The sequence below is a fragment of the Prosthecobacter sp. SYSU 5D2 genome (genome assembly GCF_039655865.1).
GTDB lineage: Bacteria > Verrucomicrobiota > Verrucomicrobiia > Verrucomicrobiales > Verrucomicrobiaceae > Prosthecobacter.
Map to the genome: position 1 here is coordinate 343,962 of NZ_JBBYXL010000003.1, position 26,933 is coordinate 370,894.

15 protein-coding genes are annotated in these 26,933 nt (G+C 60.2%); 5 read left to right on the plus strand and 10 right to left on the minus strand.

Annotation, left to right across the window (positions count from 1 at the left end):
* Nucleotides 1–64 precede the first annotated feature (64 nt).
* Nucleotides 65–2,191: a hypothetical protein gene (locus WJU23_RS06480; protein WP_346331728.1), complete on the plus strand. Its 2,127-nt coding sequence runs from the start codon at nucleotides 65–67 to the stop codon at nucleotides 2,189–2,191.
* Between the two features lie 120 nt (nucleotides 2,192–2,311).
* A complete protein-coding gene (locus tag WJU23_RS06485; RefSeq protein WP_346331729.1) occupies nucleotides 2,312–3,577 on the plus strand; it encodes an MFS transporter in 1,266 nt (421 codons plus the stop codon).
* A 231-nt stretch (nucleotides 3,578–3,808) separates the two neighbouring features.
* Here the strand turns inward: WJU23_RS06485 and WJU23_RS06490 are convergent, their stop codons facing one another.
* The 3 genes from WJU23_RS06490 to WJU23_RS06500 form a co-directional block, all read right to left on the minus strand.
* Nucleotides 3,809–5,128 carry a pectate lyase gene (locus WJU23_RS06490; RefSeq protein WP_346331730.1) on the minus strand — a complete coding sequence of 440 codons (1,320 nt, stop codon included), beginning with the start codon at nucleotides 5,126–5,128 and terminating at the stop codon, nucleotides 3,809–3,811.
* A 31-nt stretch (nucleotides 5,129–5,159) separates the two neighbouring features.
* Nucleotides 5,160–5,564, minus strand: coding sequence for a hypothetical protein (locus WJU23_RS06495; RefSeq protein ID WP_346331731.1), 405 nt, complete (start codon nucleotides 5,562–5,564; stop codon nucleotides 5,160–5,162).
* Nucleotides 5,565–5,662: 98 nt separating this feature from the next.
* Nucleotides 5,663–7,333, minus strand: a complete 1,671-nt coding sequence (locus WJU23_RS06500; RefSeq protein WP_346331732.1) for an excinuclease ABC subunit UvrC — start codon at nucleotides 7,331–7,333, stop codon at nucleotides 5,663–5,665.
* Between the two features lie 308 nt (nucleotides 7,334–7,641).
* Here WJU23_RS06500 and WJU23_RS06505 point away from each other — a divergent pair, with 308 nt between their 5' ends.
* From WJU23_RS06505 to WJU23_RS06515, 3 genes are all read left to right on the plus strand, one after another.
* Complete coding sequence (locus tag WJU23_RS06505) at nucleotides 7,642–8,499, plus strand: SMP-30/gluconolactonase/LRE family protein (RefSeq protein ID WP_346331733.1); 858 nt, start codon at nucleotides 7,642–7,644, stop codon at nucleotides 8,497–8,499.
* Between the two features lie 8 nt (nucleotides 8,500–8,507).
* The gene (locus tag WJU23_RS06510) at nucleotides 8,508–9,392 is read left to right on the plus strand and encodes a prenyltransferase/squalene oxidase repeat-containing protein (protein ID WP_346331734.1); all 885 of its coding nucleotides are present in this window, start codon (nucleotides 8,508–8,510) and stop codon (nucleotides 9,390–9,392) included.
* A 220-nt stretch (nucleotides 9,393–9,612) separates the two neighbouring features.
* On the plus strand, nucleotides 9,613–15,471 hold the full coding sequence (locus WJU23_RS06515; protein ID WP_346331735.1) for a PEP-CTERM sorting domain-containing protein: 5,859 nt from the start codon (nucleotides 9,613–9,615) through the stop codon (nucleotides 15,469–15,471).
* A 23-nt stretch (nucleotides 15,472–15,494) separates the two neighbouring features.
* Here WJU23_RS06515 and WJU23_RS06520 read toward each other — a convergent pair whose 3' ends face one another.
* From WJU23_RS06520 to WJU23_RS06550, 7 genes are all read right to left on the minus strand, one after another.
* Nucleotides 15,495–15,908, minus strand: coding sequence for an ester cyclase (locus WJU23_RS06520; RefSeq protein WP_346331736.1), 414 nt, complete (start codon nucleotides 15,906–15,908; stop codon nucleotides 15,495–15,497).
* A gap of 458 nt (nucleotides 15,909–16,366) precedes the next feature.
* On the minus strand, nucleotides 16,367–16,612 hold the full coding sequence (locus WJU23_RS06525; protein ID WP_346331737.1) for an addiction module protein: 246 nt from the start codon (nucleotides 16,610–16,612) through the stop codon (nucleotides 16,367–16,369).
* A gap of 47 nt (nucleotides 16,613–16,659) precedes the next feature.
* Nucleotides 16,660–19,755, minus strand: coding sequence for a c-type cytochrome (locus tag WJU23_RS06530; protein WP_346331738.1), 3,096 nt, complete (start codon nucleotides 19,753–19,755; stop codon nucleotides 16,660–16,662).
* A gap of 67 nt (nucleotides 19,756–19,822) precedes the next feature.
* The gene (locus WJU23_RS06535) at nucleotides 19,823–20,782 is read right to left on the minus strand and encodes a hypothetical protein (protein ID WP_346331739.1); all 960 of its coding nucleotides are present in this window, start codon (nucleotides 20,780–20,782) and stop codon (nucleotides 19,823–19,825) included.
* Nucleotides 20,779–22,884 carry a hypothetical protein gene (locus WJU23_RS06540; protein ID WP_346331740.1) on the minus strand — a complete coding sequence of 702 codons (2,106 nt, stop codon included), beginning with the start codon at nucleotides 22,882–22,884 and terminating at the stop codon, nucleotides 20,779–20,781. The genes WJU23_RS06535 and WJU23_RS06540 overlap by 4 nt, the downstream gene beginning before the upstream one ends.
* A gap of 31 nt (nucleotides 22,885–22,915) precedes the next feature.
* The gene (locus tag WJU23_RS06545; RefSeq protein ID WP_346331741.1) at nucleotides 22,916–24,775 is read right to left on the minus strand and encodes an alginate lyase family protein; all 1,860 of its coding nucleotides are present in this window, start codon (nucleotides 24,773–24,775) and stop codon (nucleotides 22,916–22,918) included.
* Nucleotides 24,776–24,779: 4 nt separating this feature from the next.
* Nucleotides 24,780–26,933: a bi-domain-containing oxidoreductase gene (locus WJU23_RS06550; RefSeq protein ID WP_346331742.1), complete on the minus strand. Its 2,154-nt coding sequence runs from the start codon at nucleotides 26,931–26,933 to the stop codon at nucleotides 24,780–24,782.

Below are 26,933 nucleotides of genomic sequence, written 5' to 3' on the forward strand. Positions count from 1 at the left end.
AAAGCCCGCCCCTCCGCATCTTCTGACTGGAAAAGCCCGCATAACTCGCTGAAGTGAAGCCCTTATGACCGCAGGCAAACGTTTGATCAGCAGCGCCCTATGGGCAACAGGATGGCTCGCCTTCATGGGCAGCCTCCTGGGCCAGGCTGCACCGTCTCTGAGCGAGCAGAAAGCCCAGGCCGAGGCCCTGGAAAAGCGCCTCCCCGTCCCCACCCTGGACACCAAAAAGAGCTTCGATCTCAGCCCCGCCCGTCAGGAACACCTGCAAAAATACCTGCCCGAGACCTACCGCAAACTCTCCCAGCGCGAGCCCCTCCACCTCCTGGTCCTGGGAGATGCCAGCGCCCTCCAGATCCAGGAAGGCCCCGTCACCGACACCTTCCCAGGCGTCTTCGCCAGCCACTTGGCGGACCAGTTTTTCTACACCGGCGGCGTGCAGGAGACCGGACACGCAGAGTCCACCGACGTCATGCCCGCCATCGTCCTGCGCAGCCTCGCCCGGCCGGATGGCAGCGTCCTGGATGCCGCCGCCATCCTGGAATCCACCGCCCGTCAGACCCCCGTGGATGTCGTGCTCATCTGCTACGGTCAAAACGATGCAGCCATGCAGCCCCCCGCCTTTTCCCGCGCTATCGGGGCCGCTATCGCCGGGGCTCGCGCACTCGGCGCAGAGGTCATCCTTTGCAGCCCCTGGCTACCCGTGGCTGAGCGGTCGGAGGCCGTCCTGGGACTCGCGCGTCCCCTGGCAGATGCCCAGCAAGAGCTCGCCTCAGAGCTTGGCGTACTGCATTCGGACCTGGGCGATCTATCCCGCCTCCTCTCCATCCCCTCCCATCAGAGCTTGGATGAAGGCCAGGTGTTTGAGCGCATCGAGCGCACCTACCGCGAGTACTTTTACCTGGATGCTACTGGGGCCTTCACCCCCCGTCCCAGCCTTCATCATCAGCTTGGCTCCCTGCTTTATAAAGACCTCCTGGAGCCCCGCACCGCCCTGCCCTGGCAGCTCATTTCCTCCACCGCCCAGGAGTTAAAGCCCGGTGAACTCACCCTCACTTATCGCCTCAAAAACCTCACCCAAAATCCCCTCACCCTCACCGCCCTGCCCCTCATCGCCAACGGCTGGAAGCCCGTCAAAGCCCGATCCTCCGTCACCCTGGACGCCGCCGCGACCCAGTCACTCAGCGTTTCCTACGCCGCCGAATCCGAAGCCCCCCCGATCCAGGAAGCCCTGCTCCGCCAGCCCATCCTCATCAGTTCGGATACCATCGCCCGGGTCGAAACCCTCCGCGCTCCTCTCGCTCCCGTTTCCATTGTCTGGGGCTTGGAAACTCTCTTCAACCAGGAGTCCGCCTTCCTCGCCGGATGCCAGCTAGTCAACCCTTCCAAAAAAGCCCTCAAAGGCTCCTGGCAGGCCGACTTCGGCGGTCAGATCATCAAGGAGAACTTCGACCTCCCCAGCGAGGCCACCATCCCTCTCAACCTCCGTTTTGACCTGCCTAAAGACGCACCCGCCATCCGCAATGTGCCCCTCAAGCTCACCGTCACGCTTGATGGCCAGACGCTCACTTCCACCCGCCAGGTCCTCCTCACCCGCAATCTAGGCCTCGGGCAGAGCATCCCCCTCACCACAGACAACGGCCAGCCCCCTGCCCCTATCACCCTCACGCCCAAGGCGGACAACAACACCCTCACTCTCGTCTTTGACCTGCCCAGCGCCAGCCTCCTGCAGGAATCCCCTGATGGCAGGGGCCCCTCCTGGCAGGTGGAGCTGAACCTGGATGCCCGCAGCTACGGCAAGCGCCTGGAACCCGGCAGCACCGCCACCCTCCGCGCCACTGGCCAGGCCACCGACGGCCCCGGCAAAGTCCACCCCATCCCCGCATGGGCCTTTGGCAACGGTTACGCCGCCACCTTCGATCCCAAGGAATTTAGCGCCGTTCTCTCCAGCAGCGATGACAAACGCCAGATCACCTTCACCCTACCGCGCACTTATCTTTACCTGCACGAATGGGCCTTGGAAAACGGCAACAGTCAGCTCGGCCTTGCCGTCCGCCTTAGCCTTCAGGGCTCCGATGGTTATACCACCCATCATCTCCCCCTCACCGGTAAGCCCCGCAACGACATCGAATCCCTCGTCGTTCTCGAGCTCGCCAAACAGCCGACTCCCCGGGTGACTGTTGACATCGAATAAGGCGACCCGTCGCAGCCACCGTGAAGGCCGGCCCGGCTCAGTCCAGTTCTGATACTTCCGTGACACACCTTGCATTTCCCGCACAACCTGGCCCCGCCTCAGCGTCATTAACTCCTGATCATGCAAACCACACTCAAGGCCAAACTGTCCGTCTTCATGTTCCTCCAGTACTTCATCTGGGGGTCCTGGTATGCCAGCATGGCGGGGTATCTCATCAAAGGGCTTAACTTCACCGGCCCGCAGATCGGCGCCGCCTATGGCGCCCTCGCCATTGCCTCCATCATCTCCCCCTTCATCGTCGGCCTCATTGCCGACCGCTTCTTCGCCTCGGAAAAGCTGCTCTCAATTCTCGGCCTCATCGGCGGCATCGTCCTCTGCATCATCCCGCAGTGCGGCAGCTTCAGCAGTTTTTATCCCACCCTGTTGCTCTACTGCATCCTCTTTGCCCCCACCCTGGCGCTGGGCAATTCCCTCTCCCTCACCCACCTGGCCAATTCCAAGACGGACTTCCCTCGCGTCAAGCTCTGGTCCGCTGTGGGCTGGATCGCCGGGGGCGTTACCATCAGCCTCCTGAAGGCGGAGGAAAGCTCATTGCAGTTCTACCTCGCCGGCGGCATCTCCATCGTCTTCGGCCTCTTTGCCCTCGCCCTCCCGCACACCCCGCCGACCAAAACCGGGGCCAATGTCAGCGTCAAGGAGCTTCTCGGCCTGGACGCCCTTGCCCTGCTGAAGAAGCCCTCCTTTGCCATCTTCATGGGCTGCATGTTCCTCATCTGCATCCCGCTGTATTTTTACTTCGTGCTGATGCTCACTTACCTCCTGGAGATCGGCTGGACCAACCCCGCTGCAAAGATGACCCTCGCCCAGGTGTCCGACATCATTTTCCTCTTCCTGCTGCCCATCATGCTGCTGAAGCTCGGGTATAAAAAGACCATCTCCATCGGCATCCTCGCCTGGATGGCCCGTTACTTCCTCCTCGCCGGCAGCGTCGAAGGTGGCGGCCTCTCCGCCCCCATGATCTTCGCCGCCATCTTCCTCCATGGCGTCTGTTATGACTTCCTCTTCATTGCCGGCCAGCTTTATGTGGATGACGAAGCCACCCCCCGCATGCGCGGAGCCTGCCAGGGATTCATCGCCCTCGTCCTTTGGGGCGTCGGGGCCTACGTCGGCACCCTCGTCGCTGGCAACGTCCTGGAGATGCACGTCATCACCGATGCCCTCGGCAACAAAACCCACGACTGGTCCCAGATCTGGCTCACTCCCGCCTGGCTCGCCACCGGCGTCCTCGCCATCTTCCTCCTCTTCTTCCGCGATCCCCTCAAAAAACCCGCCCATGCCGATGACCTCATCACCGGCCGCAAAGAAGAAAACCTGGAGATTCCCTGACTTCACCAAGGCCTGACAGGAAGTGTGATCAAGACGGTCATGCGGCCAAGGCCGGCCCGGCGTAGATATGGAGGGAGGTGCCTCCTGGGCTCCGGCGCCAGCGGCGCTGCCGAGGCAAGCGACTTGCGTCTTGCCTCTCGGAGTGCGGCAAAAGCGCTCAAGCGCAGTGCCTCTTTTCTTTAAGGGCCCCTCACAACCTAACACCATGTGTGACCAAACGACACCTGCGTATCACAAGCTGTTAAGCCACACTTCCAAATGGGTCCAGCCCTCTGGGCCCGCCACCTTGGCCCCGTCTCTCGCGTCCCGTTCATCCAGCCCGTGCGCTCTTTCCCAGGCATCGGGCAGGCCGTCACCATCCTGGTCTGGCAGGGGATCGCCTCCATTCAAAAGCGGCCACACATCCTCCTCCACAGTCACCCGCTGGCGGCCCGTCCCATCACGCACCCCGGCGATGATGCGTTCGTCCACCGCGTCACGCTGGGGTTTCACCGCCCCCGCATTTTCAAGCACCCGCTCATAAGTGACCCCCGCATCAGGACTCTCCGGCAGCGACTCAAAATCCAGCGGCGTATCGCGCAGGATCAGCGTGCTGCCAGGATTCACCCGCAGCAGATCCGCCTGCGTCGTCAGGACTTGCTGCGGCTTATCCAGCCGGTTGCCTTCCATATAAAGTTCCGCCGTCGCCCCCTGGCTGATCGTAAACGCCTTGCCCCGTGAGGACGCCAGGGTATCCGCGCCCGGTTTGAGATAGTTGCCCACATAGTTCATGGCGATCCGTTCCCGCTCCGTGACCTTGCCTGTTCCCGTATAACCCGCCCCCGAATACCAGTTGAAGATCACATTGTGCCGGAAGTCCACTTGCGGTCCCCGCGACTCCTCGCGCCCCGCTTCTGCCTGGTATCCGCTCACTCTTGGATTACGGGCACGGTTGCTGGCGTATAGGTTGTTCAGAAAGGAAATCCGGCCTTCATACGCCCCGATGATCGACCCCAAAGCATGGCTCGTCAGCGCCTCCGCGATGAGGCAATGCTGCACGGTCACACGGTCAGAATTGCGGGTGATTGAAAAGCATTCGTCCGTACTCCAGGTGGCCGAGCAGTGATCCATGATCACGTCCCTCACTGAGTACAGGCTGATGGCATCCATCTCTCCTGCCCCGGAAGTTTTGTCACCCGGGCGGCAGCGCAAATGACGGACAATGACATCATACGTCGGCCCGATTTGGAATTCCTGCCCCTTTAGGCAGATCCCGTCCCCCGGTGCCGTCTGCCCGGCGATCGTGATGAACGGATGACGGATGCGCAAAGGTGTCTTCAGTTCAATCGTGCCGGACACCCGAAAGATCACCGTGCGCGGTTCCTTCCGTTCCACCGCCGCCCTCAGGCTGCCAGGTCCGTCATCCTCCAGGTTCGTCACCGGGATGACGATCCCCCCGCGCCCACCCTTTGCCCATTTCCCTGCTCCTTCCGCCCCAGGGAAAGCAGGCGTGCCAGGCACCTCTGCCTCCAGCAGACCCGCCATCATAAAACAATAAAACCACAGTCTCATGAATGGCGGGAAAAGACTGAACTGGAGGGCTTCATTTCACGCCTGCACCCTTCTTAGTGCCCTTCTTGGCGATCTTCGTTGCAGCTTTCTTCACGGCCTTTTTAACCACCGCTTTCTTAGCTGGTGCCTGGGTCACTGCCGCCTTGGCCGTCGCCTTCTTCACTGGAACTTTCTTCTCCGCCTTCTTCGCAACTGGAGATTTCTTTGCGACCTTCTTCGCTGCTTTCTTGGCCGCCGCTGCTTTGGCCCTCTTCTCCTCCTCCGTGCCCGTCACCAGGATGCCGATCCCTTCCACAACACCCGCCATCGTTCCAAGAACCGTCTGCACCATTTCCTCCGCCTTAGCCACCAACCCCGGCTCCTCAGAAACCGGTTTCACCAATGCAGGTGTTTTCTTTGCCTTCACACTCGACTTCGACGGAGATTTTTTGGCCATGCCCCATTCCACATCAAACCCGCCCCTGCATTCAAGCCAATTTTCAAACCGTCCCGACTCTCATTCTCATCCTGATAAACGGCGAATCCCATTGAACCCTACCCCTCCCGTGACTTCAAAAAGTCCATGATGGTCTCCGCCAGTGTCGTGCTGATGCCCGGCACTGTGGCCACCTCCGCCGCCGTCGCCTTGCGCAGCCGCGCCACGGAGCCGAATTTTTTCAGCAGTGTCGCCTTTCGTGCCTGGCTCACGCCCGGGCAGTCATCCAGAAGGCTTTCCTCCACCCGCTTGCCTAACAAAAGTTGATGATAGCCGTTGGCCCAGCGGTGCGCTTCGTCGCGGATGCGCTGCAGCAGCTTCAGTGCGCCCGTTTCATGCGGCAGCACCAGCGGGTCAGGCTCATGCGGGCGGTAGATTTCCTCCCGCTCTTTTGCCAGGCCAATGATGGGCAGATCCGCCAGGCCCAGGCGGTGCAGTTCTTTCATCGCCATGCCGAGCTGCCCCTTGCCGCCGTCCACGATGACCAGGTCTGGGAGGCGGATGAACTTCGTCTTTTTATCCTTCGTCACTGACGCCTTGGCAGCTGGTGGCATCTCATTCACCGCATCCGTTTCCGCCACCGCATCTCCCTCCAGTTCCACCACCTGCTCCAGCCGCCGCATCATCTCCAGCGGTGTCTCCTGGGAGAAGTCCGCCTCCTCCGCACCCATCACCTCCCGCCCTTCCAACAGAATGCGGGAGAACCGCCGCCGGATCACCTCCGCCATGCTGATGAAGTCATTCTGGCCGGTCACCGCGCGGATGCGGTAGCGCCGGTAGTTCGAGTTGTCCGGCACCCCATCCTTAAACCGCACCATGCTCGCCACACAGTGCGCCGTGCCGATGTTGGCGATGTCAAAGCACTCCATGACCAGCGGCGGCTTGCCCAGCCCCAGCGCATCTTGCAGCTCTTTCACGTCCGCCATCGGGTCCAGCGTGGACATCACGCGGATGCGGCTGCCACGCTGAAAGCTGCGCGTGGGGCTCAGCGTCTTGCGTAGATCCTCCACCATGTCGCGCAGTTCCGCCGCCTTCTCAAAGTCCAGCTTCATGGCCGCCTTCTGCATCTCCTCCTCCAGCAGCGCCACCAGGTCCTTCGTCCCCTTTCCATCCAGGAACGAGCAGGCCTGCTCCATGCGCTGCCGGTATTCCTCAATCGTCACCCGCCCGATGCAGGGTGCTGAGCAGTTTTTGATGATGTCATTGGAGCAGTGCTTGTACGTCAGCTCATCCGGCCGGATCGGCTTGCACACCCGCAGGCCAAATTTCTTGTTCAGCCAGTTCAGCGTCGTCCGCAATGCGCCGGAATGGGCAAAGGGGCCGAAATAACGTGCCCCGTCGTCCCGCTTCATCCGCGTCAGGGTGAATTTAGGGAAGTCATCCTGCAGGTTCACTCGTACCATCAGGAAGCGTTTGTCATCGCGAAAGCTGATGTTGTACTTCGGCCGGAATTCCTTGATCAGCTTACCCTCGAGCAGCAGCGATTCCGGCTCATTGCGCACCTCATGGATGTCAAAATCCCAAATGCTCGCGATGAGTGCACGCGTCTTCCTGTCCACCAGCTTTGAGCGTGCCGGGGTGAAGTAATTCGACAGCCGCTTCCGCAGATCCCGCGCCTTTCCCACATAGATAACGCTGTTCAGCCGGTCCCGCATCACATACACCCCCGGCGTGTGGGGCACGTCGCGCAGCTTCGCCATCAAGTCAGGTTTGGATCGGGGGTCAGGCACAGGGTTGGATGATGTACAAAATGGAACGTTTCCCTCCCTCCCGCAAGATGCGCTGAAAGTACGGTGGGCACTCCTGCCCGCCTCTTCCTGGAGCGCGCGCGTCCCGCGTGCCGTTTTCCGCGCCTCGCGGGAAACCGTTCCATGATCTGCTTCTTTGCTCCAAGCAAGCCCCTAGAACACCTTCATTCCACCGCATCCCTCAAAACTGCCCCTCATACCCCCAGTTCGCCAGCCTGTACCGATTTCCTCCCGGATAAATCCCTCCCCCGTTCCTTGACCTGCCATCCCCTCCCCGCTATCACCTTCCCATGATCCAACCTGAAACTGTCGGCCAATACACTTCTGTCTGGGGCGAAGGCCCCCTTTGGGACGCCAACCGCAGCCGTCTGCTGTATGTGGACATCGAAACCCACAAGATCTTGGCTTTTGATCCCGCCACTGGCACAGAAAAGATCTGGGATGTCGGCCAGCGTGTCGGCACCGTCGTCGTCCGCGAGCAGGGCGGCCTGGTGTGGGCCGGGGACCAGGGTTTCTTTTTCCTGGACGAGGAAACCGGCGTCAGCACCCCCATCGCCGATCCTGAGCCCGATCTGCTGGACAACCGTTTCAACGACGGCAAGTGCGACCCCTTGGGACGCCTCTGGGCCGGGACCATCAACCTGAAGAAAGTCCAAAACGCCTCTCTCTATTGCCTCGATACCGACCTCACGGTCACCAAAAAATTCGGCCCCGTCACCAACTCCAACGGCATCATCTGGAGCGGTGATGGCCAGACGATGTTTTATATCGACACTCCGAGCAAAAAGGTTCGTGCCTTTGACTTTGACCTCACCACCGCCGGCATTAGCCACGCACGTGTCATCTGGGACACCAGCGACGACTCCAGCAGCCCGGACGGCATGACCATTGACAGCGAAGACCGCCTCTGGATCGCCTTCTGCCACGGGGCCAAAGTTGTCTGCTTTGACCCCGCCTCCTCCAAGGTGGTAGAACAAATAGACTTCCCCTGCGTGGAAACAACCGCCTGCGCCTTCGGCGGCCCGGACCTGCGCGACCTTTACGTCACGACCGGTGTCAAAGGTGACCTCAAAGAAGACACCGCCGGCCGCCTCTTCGTCTGCCGTCCCGGTGCCCAGGGCGTGCCCAGCGTGGCCTTTGCCGGATAAACACGCGCATGTCCTTCCGGCTCGAAATGCTCCAGGTCGCCCGGGTGGCTCCCAAGCTCCTGGGGGAATCCGCCGAACTGGTCACCGCCTTCCTTAACTCGCGCCAGCATCCCGGCGGCGGCTTCATGGACCGCGACGGCAAGCCGGACCTCTATTACACCGTTTTCGGCATGGAAGGCCTGATGGCTCTGCAAGCCACGGTTCCAGTGGATTTGATACGCCAATGGTTAGGCCACTATGGCGATGGCGAAGGCCTGGACTTCGTCCACCTCTGCTGCCTGGCCCGCTGCTGGGCCGGCATCGGCATAGACGGCTTCCCTGAAACCTCCCGCTGCCGCCTGGCCGCACGCATCGAAGCCTACCGCACCCCGGACGGCGGCTACCACCAGGCCCCCGGCCGCAAGAACGGCAGCGCCTACGGCTGCCTCATCGCCTGGGGCGGCTACCAGGACCTCGGCCTGCTGCCGCCGGATGCCATGAACATCGCCCTCTGCATGGACAGCCTGGAGACGCCCGATGGCGCGTGGTCCAACGAGCCCGGCATCCGCCTCGGCTCCACCACGGCCACCTCCGCCATGCTCTCCCTCTACCGCCACCTGCAGATGCCCGCTCCCCCGGCCAGTGTCGAGTGGCTGGTGCGCCAATGCCTGCCCGGCGGCGGGTTCCTGGCCATCCCCGGCGCCCCCATCCCGGACCTCCTCTCCACCGCCGTCGCCCTCCACGCTTTGTCGGGTAACGACGCCGCCATCGAGCGCGTCCGCGAACCCTGCCTCGACTTTGTGGACAGCCTCTGGAGCGCCGAAGGCGGCTTCCACGGCAACTGGACCGACGACACGCTTGACCCTGAATATACCTATTACGGCCTCCTGGCCTTGGGTCACCTGGCTTTATAAAACAGGTGAATTAGCAGGCATCAGCCTCTTTCTGTGTCATTTATCGAACCCTCGGTAAATAGATCGTTAACTGCCACAGGTAGATGCTTTAGCCATTCATAAACCTGTTTGGAGCATAGATAAGACAGTTGGGGGAGTTAGGAAATAGGGCCCAACCCCCGCCCATTTCCAACCCATCTCAGGAGTCCCGTTTCGCGGAATCCTGTCCCGCTGTCTGCCCATGACCAACCATTCCAATACCTGCGCTCATAGGCTGCGTTTCTCCGCGCATCTGCCCATCCTCTTCAGCTCCCTGCTTTCCATCTATCTGCTCCTCCCTCATGGCTCCTGTGCGCTGGAGATCAATCTTACCGCCACTGGCGACTGGCTAAACACTGCCAACTGGAGCAGCGGAACCCTCCCAGGAACGGCCGACCGGGCCAATGTCATCAATGGCCATACCGCCACCCTTTCCGGTGATGGCGGCACTATCAATGCCTTGCGCATCGGCTTCGGCAGCAATGGCACCCTCATCATTGACGGAAGCGGCGGCGGAGCCCTCACCATCAATGACAGCAATGGCAACGGGGCGGATACCCTCATTGCCACAGCAGGAACCACCGGTCTTCTGCAAATCATCAATGGCGGCACGCTTGCTTCCAACAACGCCGGAGCGGATGGGGAGATCATCATTGGCCAAGGGACCGGCTCCTCCGGCACCCTCCTGCTGGATGAGGGCAGCATCACCGCAGCCAGAGGCTTTTACCTTGGCGAAGGCAGTCAAGACGCGACGGGCGAAGCCACCATAGGAGATGGCATCGGAACCGGCGATGCCATTCTAAATACCTCGGGCGGGAATTTGGAAGTGGGGAGCGCTGGCAGCGGCAAGCTCACGGTGAATGCCGATGCCCTCATCAACATCAATTCCAACAACATCGTCATTGCTCAAAGCCTCGGCTCATCGGGAGAAATGATTCTCAATGGCGGCACGGTCACCTTAAATGCCACCGGAGACATCAACATGAACTCCGGTGATTCCATCTTCACCATGAACGGTGGCAGCATCAACGCCCGCGCGGTCAACATGACCAATCATGAACAGGCCAGTGCAGTCCTGAACCTGAATGGCGGCATGCTGACCACCAGCCAGGACATCACCGAAGGCCCCGGTACCACCAGCATTAACTATAACGGCAGCCAGCTCATCATTGAGGGAGGGGACATCAGCACCCGCTCCCTCCATGTCGGCACCGCACAAGCCCTGACCTCCTCGTTGGTCATGAACCTCACCTCCGCCGCCTCGGCGCAGGGAGATGTGCAAACCCAGACTTTCACCGTTGCTGCAGGCATGACGCTCGGCAGCGCCGGGGTGGACACCACGGTCAACATCAACAACGGCTTCCTGGATGTGCGCGCAGGTATCCGCGATGGTGGCAGCGTCACCGCTTTGAACGTCGGCACCGCAGGCACTGCCGGACAACTCATCATCCAGGGCATCTCACCGGCAGTCTCAGTCAGTTCACAGCTCGACAGCTTCAGCCTTGGTGCCAACGGCACACTGACCGCCCGGCCCAATGCCTATGGCATCAATGCCATCCAGACGGCAGCCGCCAACCTCACCGGCGGCACCTTCGTGCTGGATGTCACGGCTTTTGGCGCAGCCACCAGCCTGCCTGCTTATGAATCCGTCTGGATCGGTGGGGATGGGGAATGGGGCGCTTCCCTCACCACCTGGGATGCCGGTCAGCCAGAAGGCTACACACTCACAGCAAACACCCAAATGACAGTGGTATCTTCCGCCACCCCCATCACGGGTGTCGTCACTCTGAGCACCCCCGGCTGGACTTTGGTGGACAATGGCAGCAGCACCGGGACCGTCATCATCAGCAACGATGCCAGCCTCAGCGCAGGCCCCGTCCGGGCAGTGCTGGCCGGCAGCGACGGGACGGTCGCCCAAATCGTCCGCAATACAGACCTCATCATCTCAAATTCCGTCAACTCCGGTTTCATCGGCTCCGCTTCAGCCGCCCATTTGGAAATCCTGGGAAGTGCCGGGCTGACCGTCAATGCCGATGTTTATGTCGGCGGTGCCAGCCAGGGAACGGTTGACCAGTCTGGAAACATGACGGTGAATGGAAACCTCTACTTCGGCCAGAACCCGGCAGGCGGTGACCAGGGCGGCACTTGGAACTTATACAACGGAGTCACCTTGACCGTCACGGGCGATCTCCTGGAACGGGCGGTCAGCACCAGTAATGCCCAGCTTTACATACGCGGCGGCACCCTGGATGTGGCGGGTGACATTACCGTCCAGCGGCTGGACCTGGGGGCTTTATCCGGCCAGAACAGCGTACTGGACATCAAAGAAGGGCAGACAGTCACCAGCACCGGCACCACCCAGATCGGTGCAGCCAGCCCGGGCATCGTCAATGTCACCCACGAGACCTCTGTTCTCCAGGCAGCAAATCTGACTTTGGGGGCTGGAAACGCCAACGGCAGCAGCCTCAATGTCAGCGCTGGACTGGCGGGCACCTTTAGCGGGAACCTGGTCGTTGGCAGCAATGGGGGAGGACAAAACCGGCCTAACCTAATCATCAGCGGCACCGGCACTGTCCATGTCTCCAACAGTGGAGACATCAACACAGTCAGCGGCAATGCCGATTTGGTCATTAATGCGGCAATCCTCTCCACCATATCTCTCAGCCAGCAGGGTTCCCTCAGCATCGCCCGTGACTTTCTTCTTCATAATAACACCACGGCAAATCATCGCGCCCAGGTGATCATGGCGGACGAGGCCAGCCTTTCCATCAACCGGGACCTGAACTACCGCGACGGTACAAGCCAGGTGCTCGTACGCGGCGGCAGCCTGTCCGTGGGGCGGGACCTGTTGCTCGACAGCCCGGCAGCCGCTGGCAGTTCCCTGCGCATCGAAGGGGCGCTGGGCAGCCTCAGCATCACCCGCCATTTCACCCATGCGGCAGGCAACCTCCTGAGCTTTGCCCCCCTTGGCGGCGGCCTCAGCACCATTCAGCTCACAGGAGCCAGCAGCATCGCGACGCTGGCCGGTGACATTGAGGTGGACATCGCCTCCTTCACTGATGCCGCCACCGCCCTGGCTACCACCAGCATCTGGAACACGGGCAGCGGCACCTGGACCGGCAGTGATGCCGAATGGTCCGGGTCCACCGGCACCGCTTTCAATCCTGATGGCGCGGGCGTCCTCGATACAGGGGACCGCTTCACCATTCTCGAAGTTTTGGGAGCCAGCGGCAGCATCGTCAACTCCGCTACCCTCCTGACTCCTGACTGGACGCTGGACACCACCACCGACCCCGCCAAGGCGGATCTGGTTTACAGCGGTGCCAGCCTGGACAGCCTGCCCGTCCATGCCATCCTCAGTGCAGAGTCCGCAGGTGTCCCGGTTGTCATCGAACGCAACACAGACCTCGTGGTCGCGCCTGTCGCCGGCAGCTCTGCCGCCCAGCTCACCATTGAGGACGATGTCACGCTGAATATCACTGACGGCACTTTGGACGGCACCGGCCCCCATCTCATCATCGGCAGCAGTTCAGCGACTGCACTGGCCACCCAGAATGGCGGCCAGGTGAATGGGGATGGCAACCTGATCTTTGGCGTCGGAGGCTCCAGCAAAGGCGGGCAGTATGATCTTTTCGGCGGCACTTTGCATGTCCATGGGGACGTGGTGGAAGGCGGTACCGGAGGCGTGGATTCCAGTGTGGACACGGCCCAGCTCTATGTGGACGGCGGCACCTTGATCGTGGAGGGCGACATCACCGTACAGTCCTTCCGGGTGGGCAATCTTGCGGGCAAGACCGGAAGCTACACCCAGAATAATGTGAACCAGACCCTGACCAATACCGGCACCTTTTACATCGCCGAATCAGGCACCGGCACTTATGCCCTGCAAAACGGATTCATGGTTCTGACCACCACTGAAGTGGCCAACAGCACAGGCAGCACCGGCACCTGGAACATCCAGGGCGGCAAGGTTTCCGCCGGCACCACTAACATCGGCCGCAATGGCACCGGCCTGGTGGAGATCACCGGTGTGGCCGCAGGTGAAGTGCATACCTTTGGCGCCGTCAACATCGGCCTCAGCAACAGTGACACCTCTGTTGGCCACATGGTCATTGATATGCCCAATGCGGAAGATGCCGTGAACACCGCACGCATCATCGTCGGCAATGGCGGCAAAGGCAGCCTGGAACTCATCTCCGGCACCCTGAATTCCGGCAACGGCATCTACCTGGCCAATGATGCAAACTCCAATGCCTCCAATGGCCGCATCTCCACCTTCATCATTGGTGACGGCCTGTCAGAACCGGTCCTGAACATCAGCGGTGCCAACCTGGAAACCGCCGTCAGCGGAACCGGTGTCATCACCATGAACAGCGGCACTTACAACCAGCTCACCAACAATCTGATCATCGGCCAGGGGGTGGGATCGGATGCCACCTTCAACATGAACGGCGGCGAGGTCAATATCCTCAGCCTCCTCCGCATCTCCAACAACGGCAAGGGCCTGCTTAATTTTACCGGCGGCATCATGAACGTAACCGGTCTCATTGACATCGGAAACACGGCCAACACGGATGCCGACGGCCGCATCCAGATGAGTGGCGGTGTACTGAATGCCAACAATGGACTGACCATCGCCACCCAGGCTGGCACATTGGGCTCCGTCAGCCTCAGCGGCGGACAGCTCATTGTCACCGGCACCACCATCGTCGGCAGCAGCGGCGAAGGCAGCCTGACTATCACCGGCGTGGCTGAGGGGCAGCAACATCAGTTTGGCATCATCAACATCGGCGCGTCTAACAATGACAGCTCCAGCGGGACCGTGCTTATTGACATGGCCGACCCCACCGACGCGATCACCATTGCAGGTGCCCTAAATATTGGCAATTCAGGCAAGGCTTCATTCACGTTCATAGAAGGCACGATCAATGCCACCACCGGGTTCACCAATGCGGCGAATGTGAATTCAAATGAGGCCAATGGCCGCACGGCCATTGTCATTATCGGAGACGGAACCAGCACCCCCACTCTGAATATCAGCGGCGATAATTTTGAAGCGGCGGACAATGGCACCGGCATCGTGACCATGAACAGCGGCACGCTGAACCAGACGAACAACAATCTCATCATCGGCCAGACCAGCACTTCCGACGGCACCTTTAATCTCAATGGTGGCACCCTGAATATCACCAACATGGTGCGCGTGGGCAACTCCGCCGGAGGCACCGGCACCTTCAATGTGGCAGGTGGCGACGTCTTTGCCAGCACTCTGGACTTCGGTGCCAACAACGGCACCGGCAGCTTCCACACCTACCACCAGACCGGCGGCAATGTGGAGGTGTCCAGCTTCCTCATTGCACGCGGGACACATTCCACCACCATCACTGCAGGCAGCCTCTCGACGGGCAGCATGGATCTGCACGCCTTTCCCAGCGATCCCGGAGCCACCCTTGAGTTTCTGGGGGGTGACATAGGGATTACCAACAACCTGAACTTCCGCACAGGCCGCACCGTGCTGACTGTTGGCGGCACGGCGGACCTCAGCATCGGAGGCAACCTCCTGCTGAATGCAGGTGGAACCACGGCAGAGCCCAGCAAGTTCATTGTCTCAGGACAGGAAGCCTCCATCACCGTGACAGGAAACCTGGTCATGACCGGAACCGATGAACGCTATCTGTCCTTCATCCCAGACGCAGCCTCACCTACCCTGGTCAGTGCCCTTGAGGTCAGCGGTGACGTGACCGCCGCAGGCACCCTGGAACTGCTCGACTGGGGCACCCTGCTCAGCTCCTCCTCAACCTACGGCACCATCACCCTCATCAACAACCTGGGCAGCAACCCCGTGAACGGCACCTTTTACCAGACCAGCGGCACCTTATGGAATGAAGGCGACTTCTGGCATCATGTGTACGCCGATAATTCTTCCTGGCAGCTCAGCTACCAAGGCGGCGACGGCAACGACATCACCCTCACCGCCGTCATCGTGCCCGAGCCCTCCAGGCTGCTGCTCCTTGTCCTCGCCGTCATAATGATGGGCAATCGTCGTCGCAGGCTCGGGTGAGGGTCCTGCATTTGCAGCAACTCTCAGCCGCCTGCCAGCTCCGCCATCAGTCCGCCCTGGTTCCAGCAATCCCAGCCTTCCACAAACTTTCCGTCCTTCACCCGAAACCACGTCGTCCCGCGAAAGGAGACCGCCTTCCCCGTCGGGGCCAGCCCCATGCCGTTCCCGGTATGCGTGGCCTTGGCCAGCCAAAGGACGCAGGCATCATCGCCATCACAAATCGCATTCAGGATCTCCACATGAATGTCAGGCAGCACCTCAATAAGAGCCTTCTGAAACTCCATGAAGGGGATGTGGCCAACAATCTCCTGCCCACCCTCCAAGTGCCCGATGGCATCTTCCGCCAGCAGTTGGGGAATCAGGTCCAGATTCCGCCGGTTCCAGACTTCTTCAAACCAGCGGACGCCGATTTCCTTGGGAGTGGGAGATGAGGACATATTTAAAGGGGTTCTGGTATTAGAAATTACACTCGGCTAATATTTTTTGTCGAGGTAATCTTCCAGCTAAATACCCTTCATCAGCACCGATGCCAAACCTCCGAAGCAGGCATCAAACCAACTTTTGGCGTCATCAATCCGCTGACTCCAATAGTAGGGACGCCGCTTCGCGTGGGCCACAGCGAGTATCACCACCTTTTCCCGCCAAATCATGTAAGCGATTTAGTACTCCCCAAAGCACGGCGTCAAATTAACGCGCCGGACATCCTTCCAGCGGACATTATACAGGAAGGGATTCTGACAGATTTGATATCTGCATCGGAGATACAGTTCCTCAAACTGGACCACCAATGATTCATCCACACCAGCGAAGAAGGTGATCAAATCATCATGTTCCAGTTTTGCAGCAGGATGAATCTCCCATTCCATCACGGACGATAAACAGGACGAGTTATTTCTTAACGGGCGAAGAGTGCATCGGTGTCACGATCACACTCCTCTCCTGAAATCAGTTCCACGCGGTCTTCGATGACGTCCTGCATGCGGCGGTCAATTTCGGCGTCCCATTCGGCTTCGATGGAGGTGGCTTCATCATCGGCAGGAGGGAGAACATACTCGTTTTGGAGATCACGCAGAAGAGCTTCGATCTCATCGGGACCGAGACTGCGGATCTCCTTTTTGATGTGCTCAACGGCGGCCGTCATTAGTCCAGTTTAAGGTATCACGGGGAATTTGTCCACGGGGGAGGCAGCTATTTGAAGACCTTGTCTTGGTCGTTGCCGCCGCTGATGAGGTAGGCGAGGAGGTCGAGTAGCTCGTCCTGGTTGAGGGCGTTGATGAGGCCCGGAGGCATCATGGAAACTTTGCGGATTTCCTTACTGGCGATCTCGTTTTCATCAATGGCAAGCTGGTCGTTGGGGGCAAAGGGGTTGGCCATGACGAAGACCTTGCCGTTCTCTTCCACAACGATGCGACCAAGGATGGTGCTGCCGTCTTTCTTGGTGATCTGGTGGCTTTCATATTGGTCGGAGATAACCTTGCTGGGGTCCACGATGTTTTCCATCAGGTCGTGCATGGTGTAGCGGTTGCCGCTGCCGGTGAGGTCGGGGCCGATGCTGCCGCCATCGCCATTGAAGCGGTGGCAGGTGGCGCACATGACGCTGCGGTACATGGCCTCGCCATTCTTGAAGTTGCGGCCTTTGAGCCCGCCAGCGGTGAGGGCCACCACTTCGTCCACGGACCAGGCTTTGCCAGGGCCTTGGGGGGCGACGTAGTTAGGAATGTCGGCCCCTTCCACCTTGCTGCTGATGGCTTCCATTTCGGCGAGTTCAGACTCAGGCACAAAGGTGGCCAGAGAGTCCTTGCGGATGTTTTCGATGAAGCCTTTGAAGCTGTTGCCGCCCTTCCAGGTGCGGGCGCGGGGGAACCAGGAGAAGAAGGTTTTGCGCAGCTCAGGCGTCCAGCCGGCCTTGGCATTCCGCAGCGCGAACATGTAGGAGATCTGCTGAGCATTCGGGCGGCTGCCTGCGGCGGCGCGGGCGGCATTGGCATAACCATCATTGCGACTGAGCACGGCATCCGTGGCGACGGCCTGGAAGTCATCTTTGGCGGTGGCCATGAGGGCGATGGTTTTGGCAGGGGCCTGGGTGGAGCCTAGCGCGATGAGGATCTGGCAAAGCTCGCGGTTGATGCTGTCGTCCTCACTGGGGTAGAGGGGCTCCAGCTTTTCAAGAATGGCCTCGCAAACTTCCGGGGCGGGTTTGCCCAGGCGGATGAAGATAAGCTGCAAAGCACGCAGCGCGCCGAGGTGCTGGTTAAGGCTAAGCTCGGCACCTTCCAGGCGGCTGAAGGTCTCCAACATCCGCAACTGAAGCTCGATATTTTCTGGAGAGACATCGCTGATGGCCGGTGAGGAGGAACCTGGAGTGGGCTTGGTGGCAGGGGCTTCTGTCTTGGTGCCATTAACACGGGCCAGGGCAATGGTGGCCTCGATGATGGCCATGGGGTGGCGCTCGCTGAGGGCTTTTTCCTGCCAGAGATCCGGGGGAAGTTTTTCAATGGCAACACGTGCTGCATAGCGCACATGGCGGTCGCTGTGGCTGAGGTAGGGCCAGGCGGCGATGAGGATTTTTTGCGGATCGCCACCTTCCTGATGCATGGCCTCCAGCGTTTGGCGCATGCGGGTTTCTTCATCCAGCGGCAGGGCCTGGACAGGGGCGGTGGATTCCTCGCCCACATAGCTGACGCGATAGACGCCGGACTGGGTGCGGCGGCCGCCGATGGCGAAGTACATGGCCCCATCCTGAGGATGGATGATGACATCGGTCAGGGGCAGCGGTTTGCCAAAAACGAACTCCTCTTTTTCAGCCAGGAAGCTGCCGCCTTTGGGCTGAAGGTTGATGGCCCACATGGTGCCGTAGGTCCAGTCGTTGATGAAAACCGCACGCTGGTATTTGGCGGGGAATTTGGCTCCTTTGCCGCTGACGACGCCGGTCGGGCTGCCGGGACCGATATCCAGCGTGGTGGGCAGGCTGTCAGGATAATACTGGGGCCATTTGCCACTGCCGCTGCGCCAGCCGTAGTCGGCCCCGCTGACGCAATGGTTCACTCGTGTGGGGCGGTACCAGGGGGAGCCGATGTCCCATTCCATGTCGGCATCATAGGTGAAGAGCTCGCCGCTGAGATCGAAGGTGATGTCGAACTCGTTGCGGAAGCCGTAGCAGAAAAGCTCCACGTCTTTCCCATCCGGCGTCATGCTGCAAATGAAACCGCCGGGGGCCATGCGACCACGGGCGTGACCATTGGCATCCCACATGCGGGGGAGAATGTGGTCTTCATCCCAAAGTTTGGCCGGGCGGCTTTTGCTGAGCTCTTCAGGCAGCTCGGTGTGGTTGCCGCCATTGAAATAGATGCGCTTGCCATCGGGGCTGACGACCATGCTGTGCAGGCCGTGCTCGCCGCCTCCGGCCATGGTGACAAGCTTTTCAATCTTGTCGTATTGGTCGTCCTTGTCGGTGTCCTGAAGGCGGTAGAGACCGTTGTCCTTGCCGTTCTCATTGACCATCACATACAGGCTGCCGAAGGCATGAAGAAGGCCGTGGGCCTTGCCGAAATCCACGGCCAGTTTTTCTGGCTTCAACAGCTCTGTCTTGCCGATGGCGGGGACGGCCATGCGATAAAGGCTACCGTATTGGTCGCAAGCGATGAGGCGGCCTTTGTCATCCGTGGTGAGGGCGACCCAGGAACCTTGTTCCTCTTTGGGCACGGAATACAGGAGCTCGACTTTAAAGCCTGCGGGGACCGTGATGTCGGCGGCGGCGATGACGGGCGCGTCTTTCTTCGAGGCACCTCTGCCTTTGCCATCGAAGATCTTGCCCCAGGGGCCGCTGCCATAATTGCCGAGCACGGCGACGGGCTTCCAATCGGTCTGGCCGGTCGGGGTGGACTGCCATTGGGCATTCGTCTCAATGACCTCGACACCACCCTGCTGTTTTTCCAGTTCCAGCTTGGCGATGAGGCCGGCGCTGCCGCCTTTGTTGGTGGCTTGCACTTCAATGAAATTGGTAGCCCCGAGTTCCAGGAACTTGATGACATCCACCTTGACGGGCCTCTGCCAGTCCTCATTCACGACCACCTTTTTGCCATTGATGAAAACGGTGGCCCCGTTGTCACAGGTGAGGCTGAGGATGGCGGACTTGGGCGTGAGCTTGAGATCGAAGGAGTGCTTGAAGGTCGCCTTCTCCTTGGCTTCGGCCTTTTTGGAAGACCATATCCACTGCGGCTCGGCGTGGAGGGTGCCGAGGGTCATTAGAGACAACAAGGTGAAAAGGCGGGCAGAGAGGATCATGGGGAAATTTGGGCTTAACAAACGTACCCGGAACAGGCTGCCTTGCAGGGAAGCAGGGCACATGGAATCAATACCGAACGATCACGCGATACATGGCGCGTGCCATTGGCACAGGACGAGGATCGGGCCAGATGATGTCGCCAGCTATGCCTTCAACAGTGGCCAGACTGGTCCAATCTTCTTCGAGGAGGTTGCTGGAGCTTTGCACCTCATAAAAACGTCCGGGCAGGCTTTTCCATTGCAGGACCGGTTGCGCTGAATTGGGAGGATAGAGCACCTTTAGCCGGAAGACCGAAGCCGGATCCTTTGGAATGGTGCCTGCCAAGTATTCGTGAGCATTGGAAAGGCTGTCTCCATCCGGGTCCAGGTGCGGTGCTCCCAGCGAGTTCTCTTCTCCGAAGAACTCCACCTGCCAGGCATCCTCCAAACCGTCGCCTGCATAGATGCCGAAGTCATCGGTATCCGTATTCGTCACGAGAAAGGAGAACTCGCCGCTCATGTGGGGAACATCTGCCCGGACCATTGCCGTGGTATCGGCGAAGACGGTTTGGGAGGTAAAGCCGCCTTCAGCGGTAATGGCTGAAACTGGGCCGCTCATCACGTTCCACTGGAGAGTCTCCGGATCGACGGCCAGGAAGGTATCGTCATCCAGCCGTTTGAGCACGGAGAGCTGACCGTTAGTTCTTTCAGGAACGGATTCTGGCGATACGGAGATTTCCAGGGCCTGTTCTTCGTATAGCTGGCCGATATAGCCATGTTTGATCATGGATAGGCCAGCCTCACCTGCCGGGGCCGTGGATAAGCCTCCGACAATACCGAAGCTGGCGTCCTGCTGATAATCTGCACTGCCGCCTGAACCTCCGCCAGAGTTGATGGATTCGGTGACGATCTGATAAGCCTGGCTCTCACGTTCCAATGCCATGGCTGAGGCCGGCAAGTTCATCCCAACTGACGCCATGATCAGCGGCAACATCCATTCATTTCGAAGAAGCGATTTCATACGGAACAATAAGTTCGGCAGATTCAAGGTTTCATGTATAGATACATGGGCTCTCCGGGAGTTAGCGTATAACTCCTGTCATTTAAACCGACTCCCCAGAAAATGAATTCCTCACCTGTCCAGACGCCAGTATAATGATATTGTGATGGGGGGGAACCGAGGAGACTCATTGCCGCCCATTTATCTGTTTGAGGGTTATACCGGTATCCAGAGCCGACTTGTGCGTACCCATGATTCCACACTAAAATTTCTTTACCAGTCCATACTGCCAATGCCCTGCCAAAAACAGGTTCATTTTTCCTGGAAAACGATTTCCAAGTGTCAGTTACTGGATTGTAAGCCCCTGAACCATACGATGATACAATGATCATTTCATTACCTGTCCATACTACATTGTTGAGGTCATATGATAAACTTAACGGACCCGATTGATTCATAGGCCGCCACTGATCGGTCGTCGGATTATAACGGGCACCTTGTCCCAAAGGGAGGTTGCTTGAATCTTGCCCACCCCAGATGATCATTTCTGAACCTGTCCAGACAGCCATATGATCGAATCTGCCTATCGGGGCAAACTGAGTGGAAACTGGCAACCATGTATTCGTGGCAGGATTGTATCGGGCACCATCGTTGTGATATCCGCTCGTGACACTTCGACCGCCCCATATGATTACCTCGGAACCCGTCCAAACAGCAGTCGGTGAATATCTAGGAGCAGGAGCACCCTCCTCTGAAGTGGCAGTCCATGCATTCAATGCCGGATCATACAAGCCACCAGATCGGACCCTTGGGGAAGTTGGTGCTTCAATTTCACCTCCCCATACCATCATCTTGTTTCCTGCCCAAATCTGCACATGCTGTTCTCTAGCCTGAGGGGCTCCAACTGTAGATAGCAACTGCCATGTTCCAGCTTGGGGATCATGGCGCAAGCCTTGGTTGCTGTATTTGTTTCCCCAAACAAGCATCTCAGAACCAGTCCATACTGCTTCATTTGAAGGAGCAATCCAGCTAAGATTGGCAATAGCATTCTGGCTCTCCCATTTGTCCGTCGGAATTTCATAAGGCAGTTTGGTGTAACCGGCGGCGAGGAGGGCGGTGTTGTTTTCGACGGGAGAGAGGACCACGCCGCCGCTGGTGACGCCGGACTGGCCGCTGGCTTGCAGGTTGGCCAGGGCGGAACCGCTGGCGAGGTTGGCGGCGGTCACGGCGCCGTTTGAAAGCTGGGCGGAGCCGATGGAGCCAGCGACGAGTTTGTCTGCGGAGATGACGCCGTTGGCGATCTGGGCAGCTCCCACGGAACCGGCGGAGAGGTGGCTGGAATTGACCGCGCCTGCGGCCAGGTGGCTGGCACCCACGGCCCCGGTGGCGAGTTTATCCGAGGTGATGGCTCCATCGGCCACGGAGCTGGCCATGATGGCATAACCCACCGCAGCGATGCGCTGGTCCGGGCTGAGCAACTGCATGCCGTGGACACCATCATCAAACCAGACCCGCAGATACACTTCCGGATGATCAAAGACGGATGGAGGAATGCTGCTCATGCCGGAAACAGCCGGGGAGCCGAGCAGCACAGAATACAGGCCCTTGGTCACGGGTAATGTCAGCGTGCTATGAGGTGCGGTGCCTGCGACGCTGGTTCCGTCGTGACTCCAGTAAGTCGTATAGACCATATCAGCCGAGCCGCTGACGGGTGGGGACACTGAGACTTCAGGAAGAGAGGTGTATCCCGAACCTGGGGAAACGATGACGATTTGCGTCACCTGACCACCGGAGACGATCGCACTGGCACTGGCCCCTGCTCCTTCACCGCCTGCAAGGGAGACGGCGGGAGCGGACTGGTAACCTGAACCCCCATCATTGACCACGATGCTGGTAACAAATCCTGAGGTCACCACGGCGGTGGCGGTTGCCACCCGTGCGCCGGGAAGGCTGGACATGCCGCCGTCCACCAAAGCAAATTTAAACTTGCCCGCTCCATCAAAGTTGATTCCTGCGGAGATGACGCGCCCCTGGTAGCTGAGCACCTGGGGTACCTGAGCGGACAAACTATGGCTGACAGCAAGACAGAAGAGGAGAGAACTAAGTTTTTTCGCCAGCGGGGCCAATCGGTAAAATGCGGGAGACATCATAAGGGCAATCTTGCCATCTTGAAGCACCTTTTTATGCCTGTCCACCTTGTGTTATTTCTGATCTTCTTTTCAGGAGCCAAGTGAGATCTCCCGAGGCGACCTCAATGCTGAGTGCGGGTGCGGGGGTCGTGCTGCCATAGGCAGAAGAGACGGCCATTTCGGCAAGGCTGATGTTCAGACCCTTTCCCTGAACGGCCAGATCCCAAGAATGCGAGCCACGGCTGATGACATAATCCCCAGCCGTGCCGGGGCTTGCTGGAATCAGGCGGCACTTGGGGCTGAAGACCAGACGGAGTTTGAAAGGCTGGCGGGCGGCTTCGAGGTCGGTGATCTGGATGCCGTGATTTAGAAAACGAACGGTTCTTTGGAAGGAGTGGGCTTCGTGATCGAACTGGGCGAGGAGGGTGCGGCCTTCCAAGGCGAGTTTGGGGACGGGATGGTGGCGGGACCAGAGAAAGGGGCCGAGGCGTTTGGGGGTTTTAAAACCGGACGACGGGAGGGGGCCGTTGTGGGAATCCCAGGCGGCGAGGGCGATGCGCCACTGCGGGTGGCCATAATAACCGCCGGTGCCGGGATCAATGAGCAGGGCCTCATCACCGTCCCAGAGGGAGAGATGGAGGGCATCGCCATGACCGTGGGCGGCGAGGGCGCCGAACCCGAGGGGGGAGGCATCCAGGCGGACTTTCCAGCCGTCTTCATGCATGACGGCCATGCCGCTGAAGGGGAAATGACGGCCAGGGTTGGTGGAAGGATGACCAGGGCGGGAACCTAACCAATAATGCAATGCGTTCTCACCGCCCTGAAACCAGCGGAGCCATTCCTGGGCGGCCTGGCTGCGGTCCTGGGTGAGGGGGAGGACCTGGGCATCGTCGTTGTCACCAAAGTCCCAGGGTTCCGGCCCATGGGCGAGCGCCTGGAAATAACCGGCAGCGGTGGCCAGGCGGTCATGCACGTCCCCTGCCCTGCAACCGACGGTGCGGGCGGCCAGCCAGGCCAGGTCAAAGGCGAAGAGATGATAATGCAGGGCCTGCTCACGCGAGCCGCCGTCCGGAGCGAACTGATGGAGCACTTCGTGCCCGAGCAGGTCCCAGGCGGTTTCCGCCGGGCAGGCGATGGCGGCCAGGGCGGGCCATCGGGAAACGGCGACGACGAGGGCGGCGAGCTCGCCTAACAAATGATTGTTTGCCGAAGATCCGGCGGAGCGATAACGCCAGATCCAGGCGGCATGGACGGGAACGATGCTGCGGACCAGAGCGTCCTGCGCTTTGAGAAGGGCGGGATTTCCCTGCGCCCTGACGAGGGCATCGAACCAGGTAAAGTTGATGAGACGCAGCGCCGCCTCCAGCGGACTGGTCCAGTTGATGCCCATGCCCGGGGGATTGCGCACGGTCCAGTCCTCCAGCCAGAGCTGGGCGGTGCGGATGGCGGCCACGTCGTCATTGAGCCAGCCGTGCATGGCCAGGCGGGTCATCTCGGCCCAGCGGTTGAGCTCCCAGATGGTGCGGGCATCGGCCCCATCAGGAAGCTGGCGATGGTTGAGCCGATGGGCCGGTTTGTCGGGATCTATGACGACACCGCAGGCGGCATCGCGATGCCAGCACGGAGGCGAGCCCACGTCCACGTTGCGCCAGCCGAAGAGCTGCCAGCGGCCGGCCTGGAGCTTGCGGGCGTTATCGGCCAGATGCGCGCGCAGGGACATGGAGGCGGCGGCTTTTTCTGGCAAACGCGGCTGCCTGTCAGCAGGCGGGCCGGGATCGAACCCTTCGAGCTTTTTCAGGAAGGCAGGCTGGGTCTGCTGGTTCCAGTGCTCAGTGAGGCGATGGGTGATTTCTGCGGGCGTCATGGCCCGCAGACGGTGCGCATACCAGGCGATGGACTTCGGCGCTTTCATCCGCTCAGACCGCCACGGCACCTCCCTGGCGCAGGCTTTCCAGGACAGCGAAGGTCAGGACCATGCTTTGACGGGCTTCCGGGTAGGCCAGCGGGTGGTCGCCGCCCTTCTTGAGGAAGGCGAGCCAGGCGGCCATTTCTTCGGCGTGGCCTTTGGAAGTGTATGCCATCGCGTTGCGCTTGCGATTGCGATAGAGGGTGAGCTTTTGAAAGTTCTCACACTCGGCGACAAACCCGGAGGCAAAGAGGCGGAAGCTTTCTTTGGGATAGGCCTGATCCCCTTCGGCTGAGTAGAGGATCTGGGCGGAGGAACCGTCGGCAAAGGCAATCTGGGCAGTGACGGAATCCGGAAAAGCGGGACGGCCGATGCTCTGGGCCATGACCTGGACGGGGCGGCCTAACAAGTGACAGGCGTAATCAAAAAAGTGGCAAGCCTCCCCAAGGACTCGTCCGCCGCTTTCTTCCACGTTGGCATACCAATGGTCCGGCGCGAGGGGACCGGCGAAGACGTGATAGGCGAGGGTTTTGGGACCGGGGATAGCGGCCAGGTGCTGCTTCAGTGCGACCGTGGCGGGAGCAAAACGGCGGTTGAATCCGACCATGAGGCTGCCCTGGGTGGAGGCCATGGCGGTGTCAATCTGGGTGAGTTCCTCGCGGGTGAGGCAGAGGGGCTTTTCGACAAAGATGTGCTGGCGGGCGGCGAGCCCCTGGAGGACCAAGGGGGCGTGGAGATGATGGCGGGTGCCGATCATGAGAGCATCACCGGAATGCTTGAAGACTTCAGCGGCATCGGCTTCGGCCTGGGCGAAACCAAACTTTTCTTTGACGTGGCGGGCGCTGAGGCCAGTGGCATTGACGATGGTGCCGAGGGGCAGGTTACCCTTGAGGTGCGGGAGGAGCATGGTGCGGGCGAAGTTGCCGGCGCCGAGCACGTGAAGGGATGAGGGTGGGGAGAAGGAGGAATTATCCGGCGAAGAGGCACCGAATGACGAACCTGAGAGATCGGTTTGAGGTGCGATGGTCGGGAGGAGGGGGGCGCTGTTACCGTAATCCAGGATGACGCCGATGTCGGTGTTGCCGGGTTGCATGAGGGCGTCATAGACGGAGACGGCGTCGGTGAAGGGCGCGCGGCGGGTGGTGAGGGGGGCCAGGGGGAGCTGGCCGGTTTTCATTAGCTGGAGGCAGGCGTCGAAGTTGCGGTTTTCGGTCCAGCGGACGTAGCCGATGGGGTAGTCCCTGCCGCCCCATTCGTACTGCGGATCGTAGCGGCCGGGGCCGTAGCTGCGGGAATAGCGGACCTGAATGTCCTTCATGTAGGCGATTTTCCAGGAAAGCTCAGCATCGTAAATGCCGACAATGACCATGACGCCCCGGTCGCGAAGGCAGGTGATGGCGGTATCGGCGGCTTCATTGCCCCGGCCACCGACACAGAGCAAGACAGCATCCACGCCATCACCGCCGGTCCAGTCGCGGACGGCATCAGGGAGGCTGGACTGGCCGGGATTGACGGTGCGCTCTGCCCCGAGGGTGAGGGCGGTATCCAGGCGGGTCTCGGCATAATCCGCCACGAGGACGCGGGCCCCGGAGGCGCGGAGGAGGCTGGTGGCAAGGAGGCCGACGAGACCCTGGCCAAGGACGAGGACCCGGTCCCCCAACTGCACACTGGCCTGGCGGACAGCCTGCATGGAGATGGAGGCGAGGGTGGTGTAGGCGGCCTGCCAGTCTTCGACACCCTCCGGCACGGGAGCGGCGAGGAGATCCGGCACGGCGATCATTTCGGCATGAAAGGCGCATTCGGCTCCGCCGCAGGCCACGCGGTCACCAATGCGAAAGCGTGTGTTCAGCTCATCCACGGCGATGACGATGCCGGCAGCGGAGTAACCAAGGGGAGAAGGCGATTCCAGACGGTTACGTACTTTTTCCAGGGCGGATTTCCAGCCGAGCGTGCGCGCGGTATCGAGCACTTTTTTGACCTGGTCCGGCCGGGCTTTGGCCTTTTGCAAAAGGGACATGCGGGCCTGCTCCACCTTCATTTTTTCCGTGCCGGGGGAAATGACGGAACAGGTGGTCTGCACCAGGATGCCGCCGGGCGGGGGCATGGGCGTGGGGACGTCCTGGAGTTCGAGACGGCCGTCCTGGTATTGGGCGAGCTGGCGCAT

Bases quoted from the DNA above. Each gene is read 5' to 3' on its own strand.
- WJU23_RS06480 (WP_346331728.1), top strand. From the start codon at position 65: ATGACCGCAGGCAAACGTTTGATCAGCAGCGCCCTATGGGCAACAGGA.
- WJU23_RS06485 (WP_346331729.1), top strand. From the start codon at position 2,312: ATGCAAACCACACTCAAGGCCAAACTGTCCGTCTTCATGTTCCTCCAG.
- WJU23_RS06490 (WP_346331730.1), bottom strand. From the start codon at position 5,128: ATGAGACTGTGGTTTTATTGTTTTATGATGGCGGGTCTGCTGGAGGCA.
- WJU23_RS06495 (WP_346331731.1), bottom strand. From the start codon at position 5,564: ATGGCCAAAAAATCTCCGTCGAAGTCGAGTGTGAAGGCAAAGAAAACA.
- WJU23_RS06505 (WP_346331733.1), top strand. From the start codon at position 7,642: ATGATCCAACCTGAAACTGTCGGCCAATACACTTCTGTCTGGGGCGAA.
- WJU23_RS06510 (WP_346331734.1), top strand. From the start codon at position 8,508: ATGTCCTTCCGGCTCGAAATGCTCCAGGTCGCCCGGGTGGCTCCCAAG.
- WJU23_RS06515 (WP_346331735.1), top strand. From the start codon at position 9,613: ATGACCAACCATTCCAATACCTGCGCTCATAGGCTGCGTTTCTCCGCG.
- WJU23_RS06520 (WP_346331736.1), bottom strand. From the start codon at position 15,908: ATGTCCTCATCTCCCACTCCCAAGGAAATCGGCGTCCGCTGGTTTGAA.
- WJU23_RS06525 (WP_346331737.1), bottom strand. From the start codon at position 16,612: ATGACGGCCGCCGTTGAGCACATCAAAAAGGAGATCCGCAGTCTCGGT.
- WJU23_RS06530 (WP_346331738.1), bottom strand. From the start codon at position 19,755: ATGATCCTCTCTGCCCGCCTTTTCACCTTGTTGTCTCTAATGACCCTC.
- WJU23_RS06540 (WP_346331740.1), bottom strand. From the start codon at position 22,884: ATGATGTCTCCCGCATTTTACCGATTGGCCCCGCTGGCGAAAAAACTT.
- WJU23_RS06545 (WP_346331741.1), bottom strand. From the start codon at position 24,775: ATGAAAGCGCCGAAGTCCATCGCCTGGTATGCGCACCGTCTGCGGGCC.
- WJU23_RS06550 (WP_346331742.1), bottom strand. From the start codon at position 26,933: ATGCGCCAGCTCGCCCAATACCAGGACGGCCGTCTCGAACTCCAGGAC.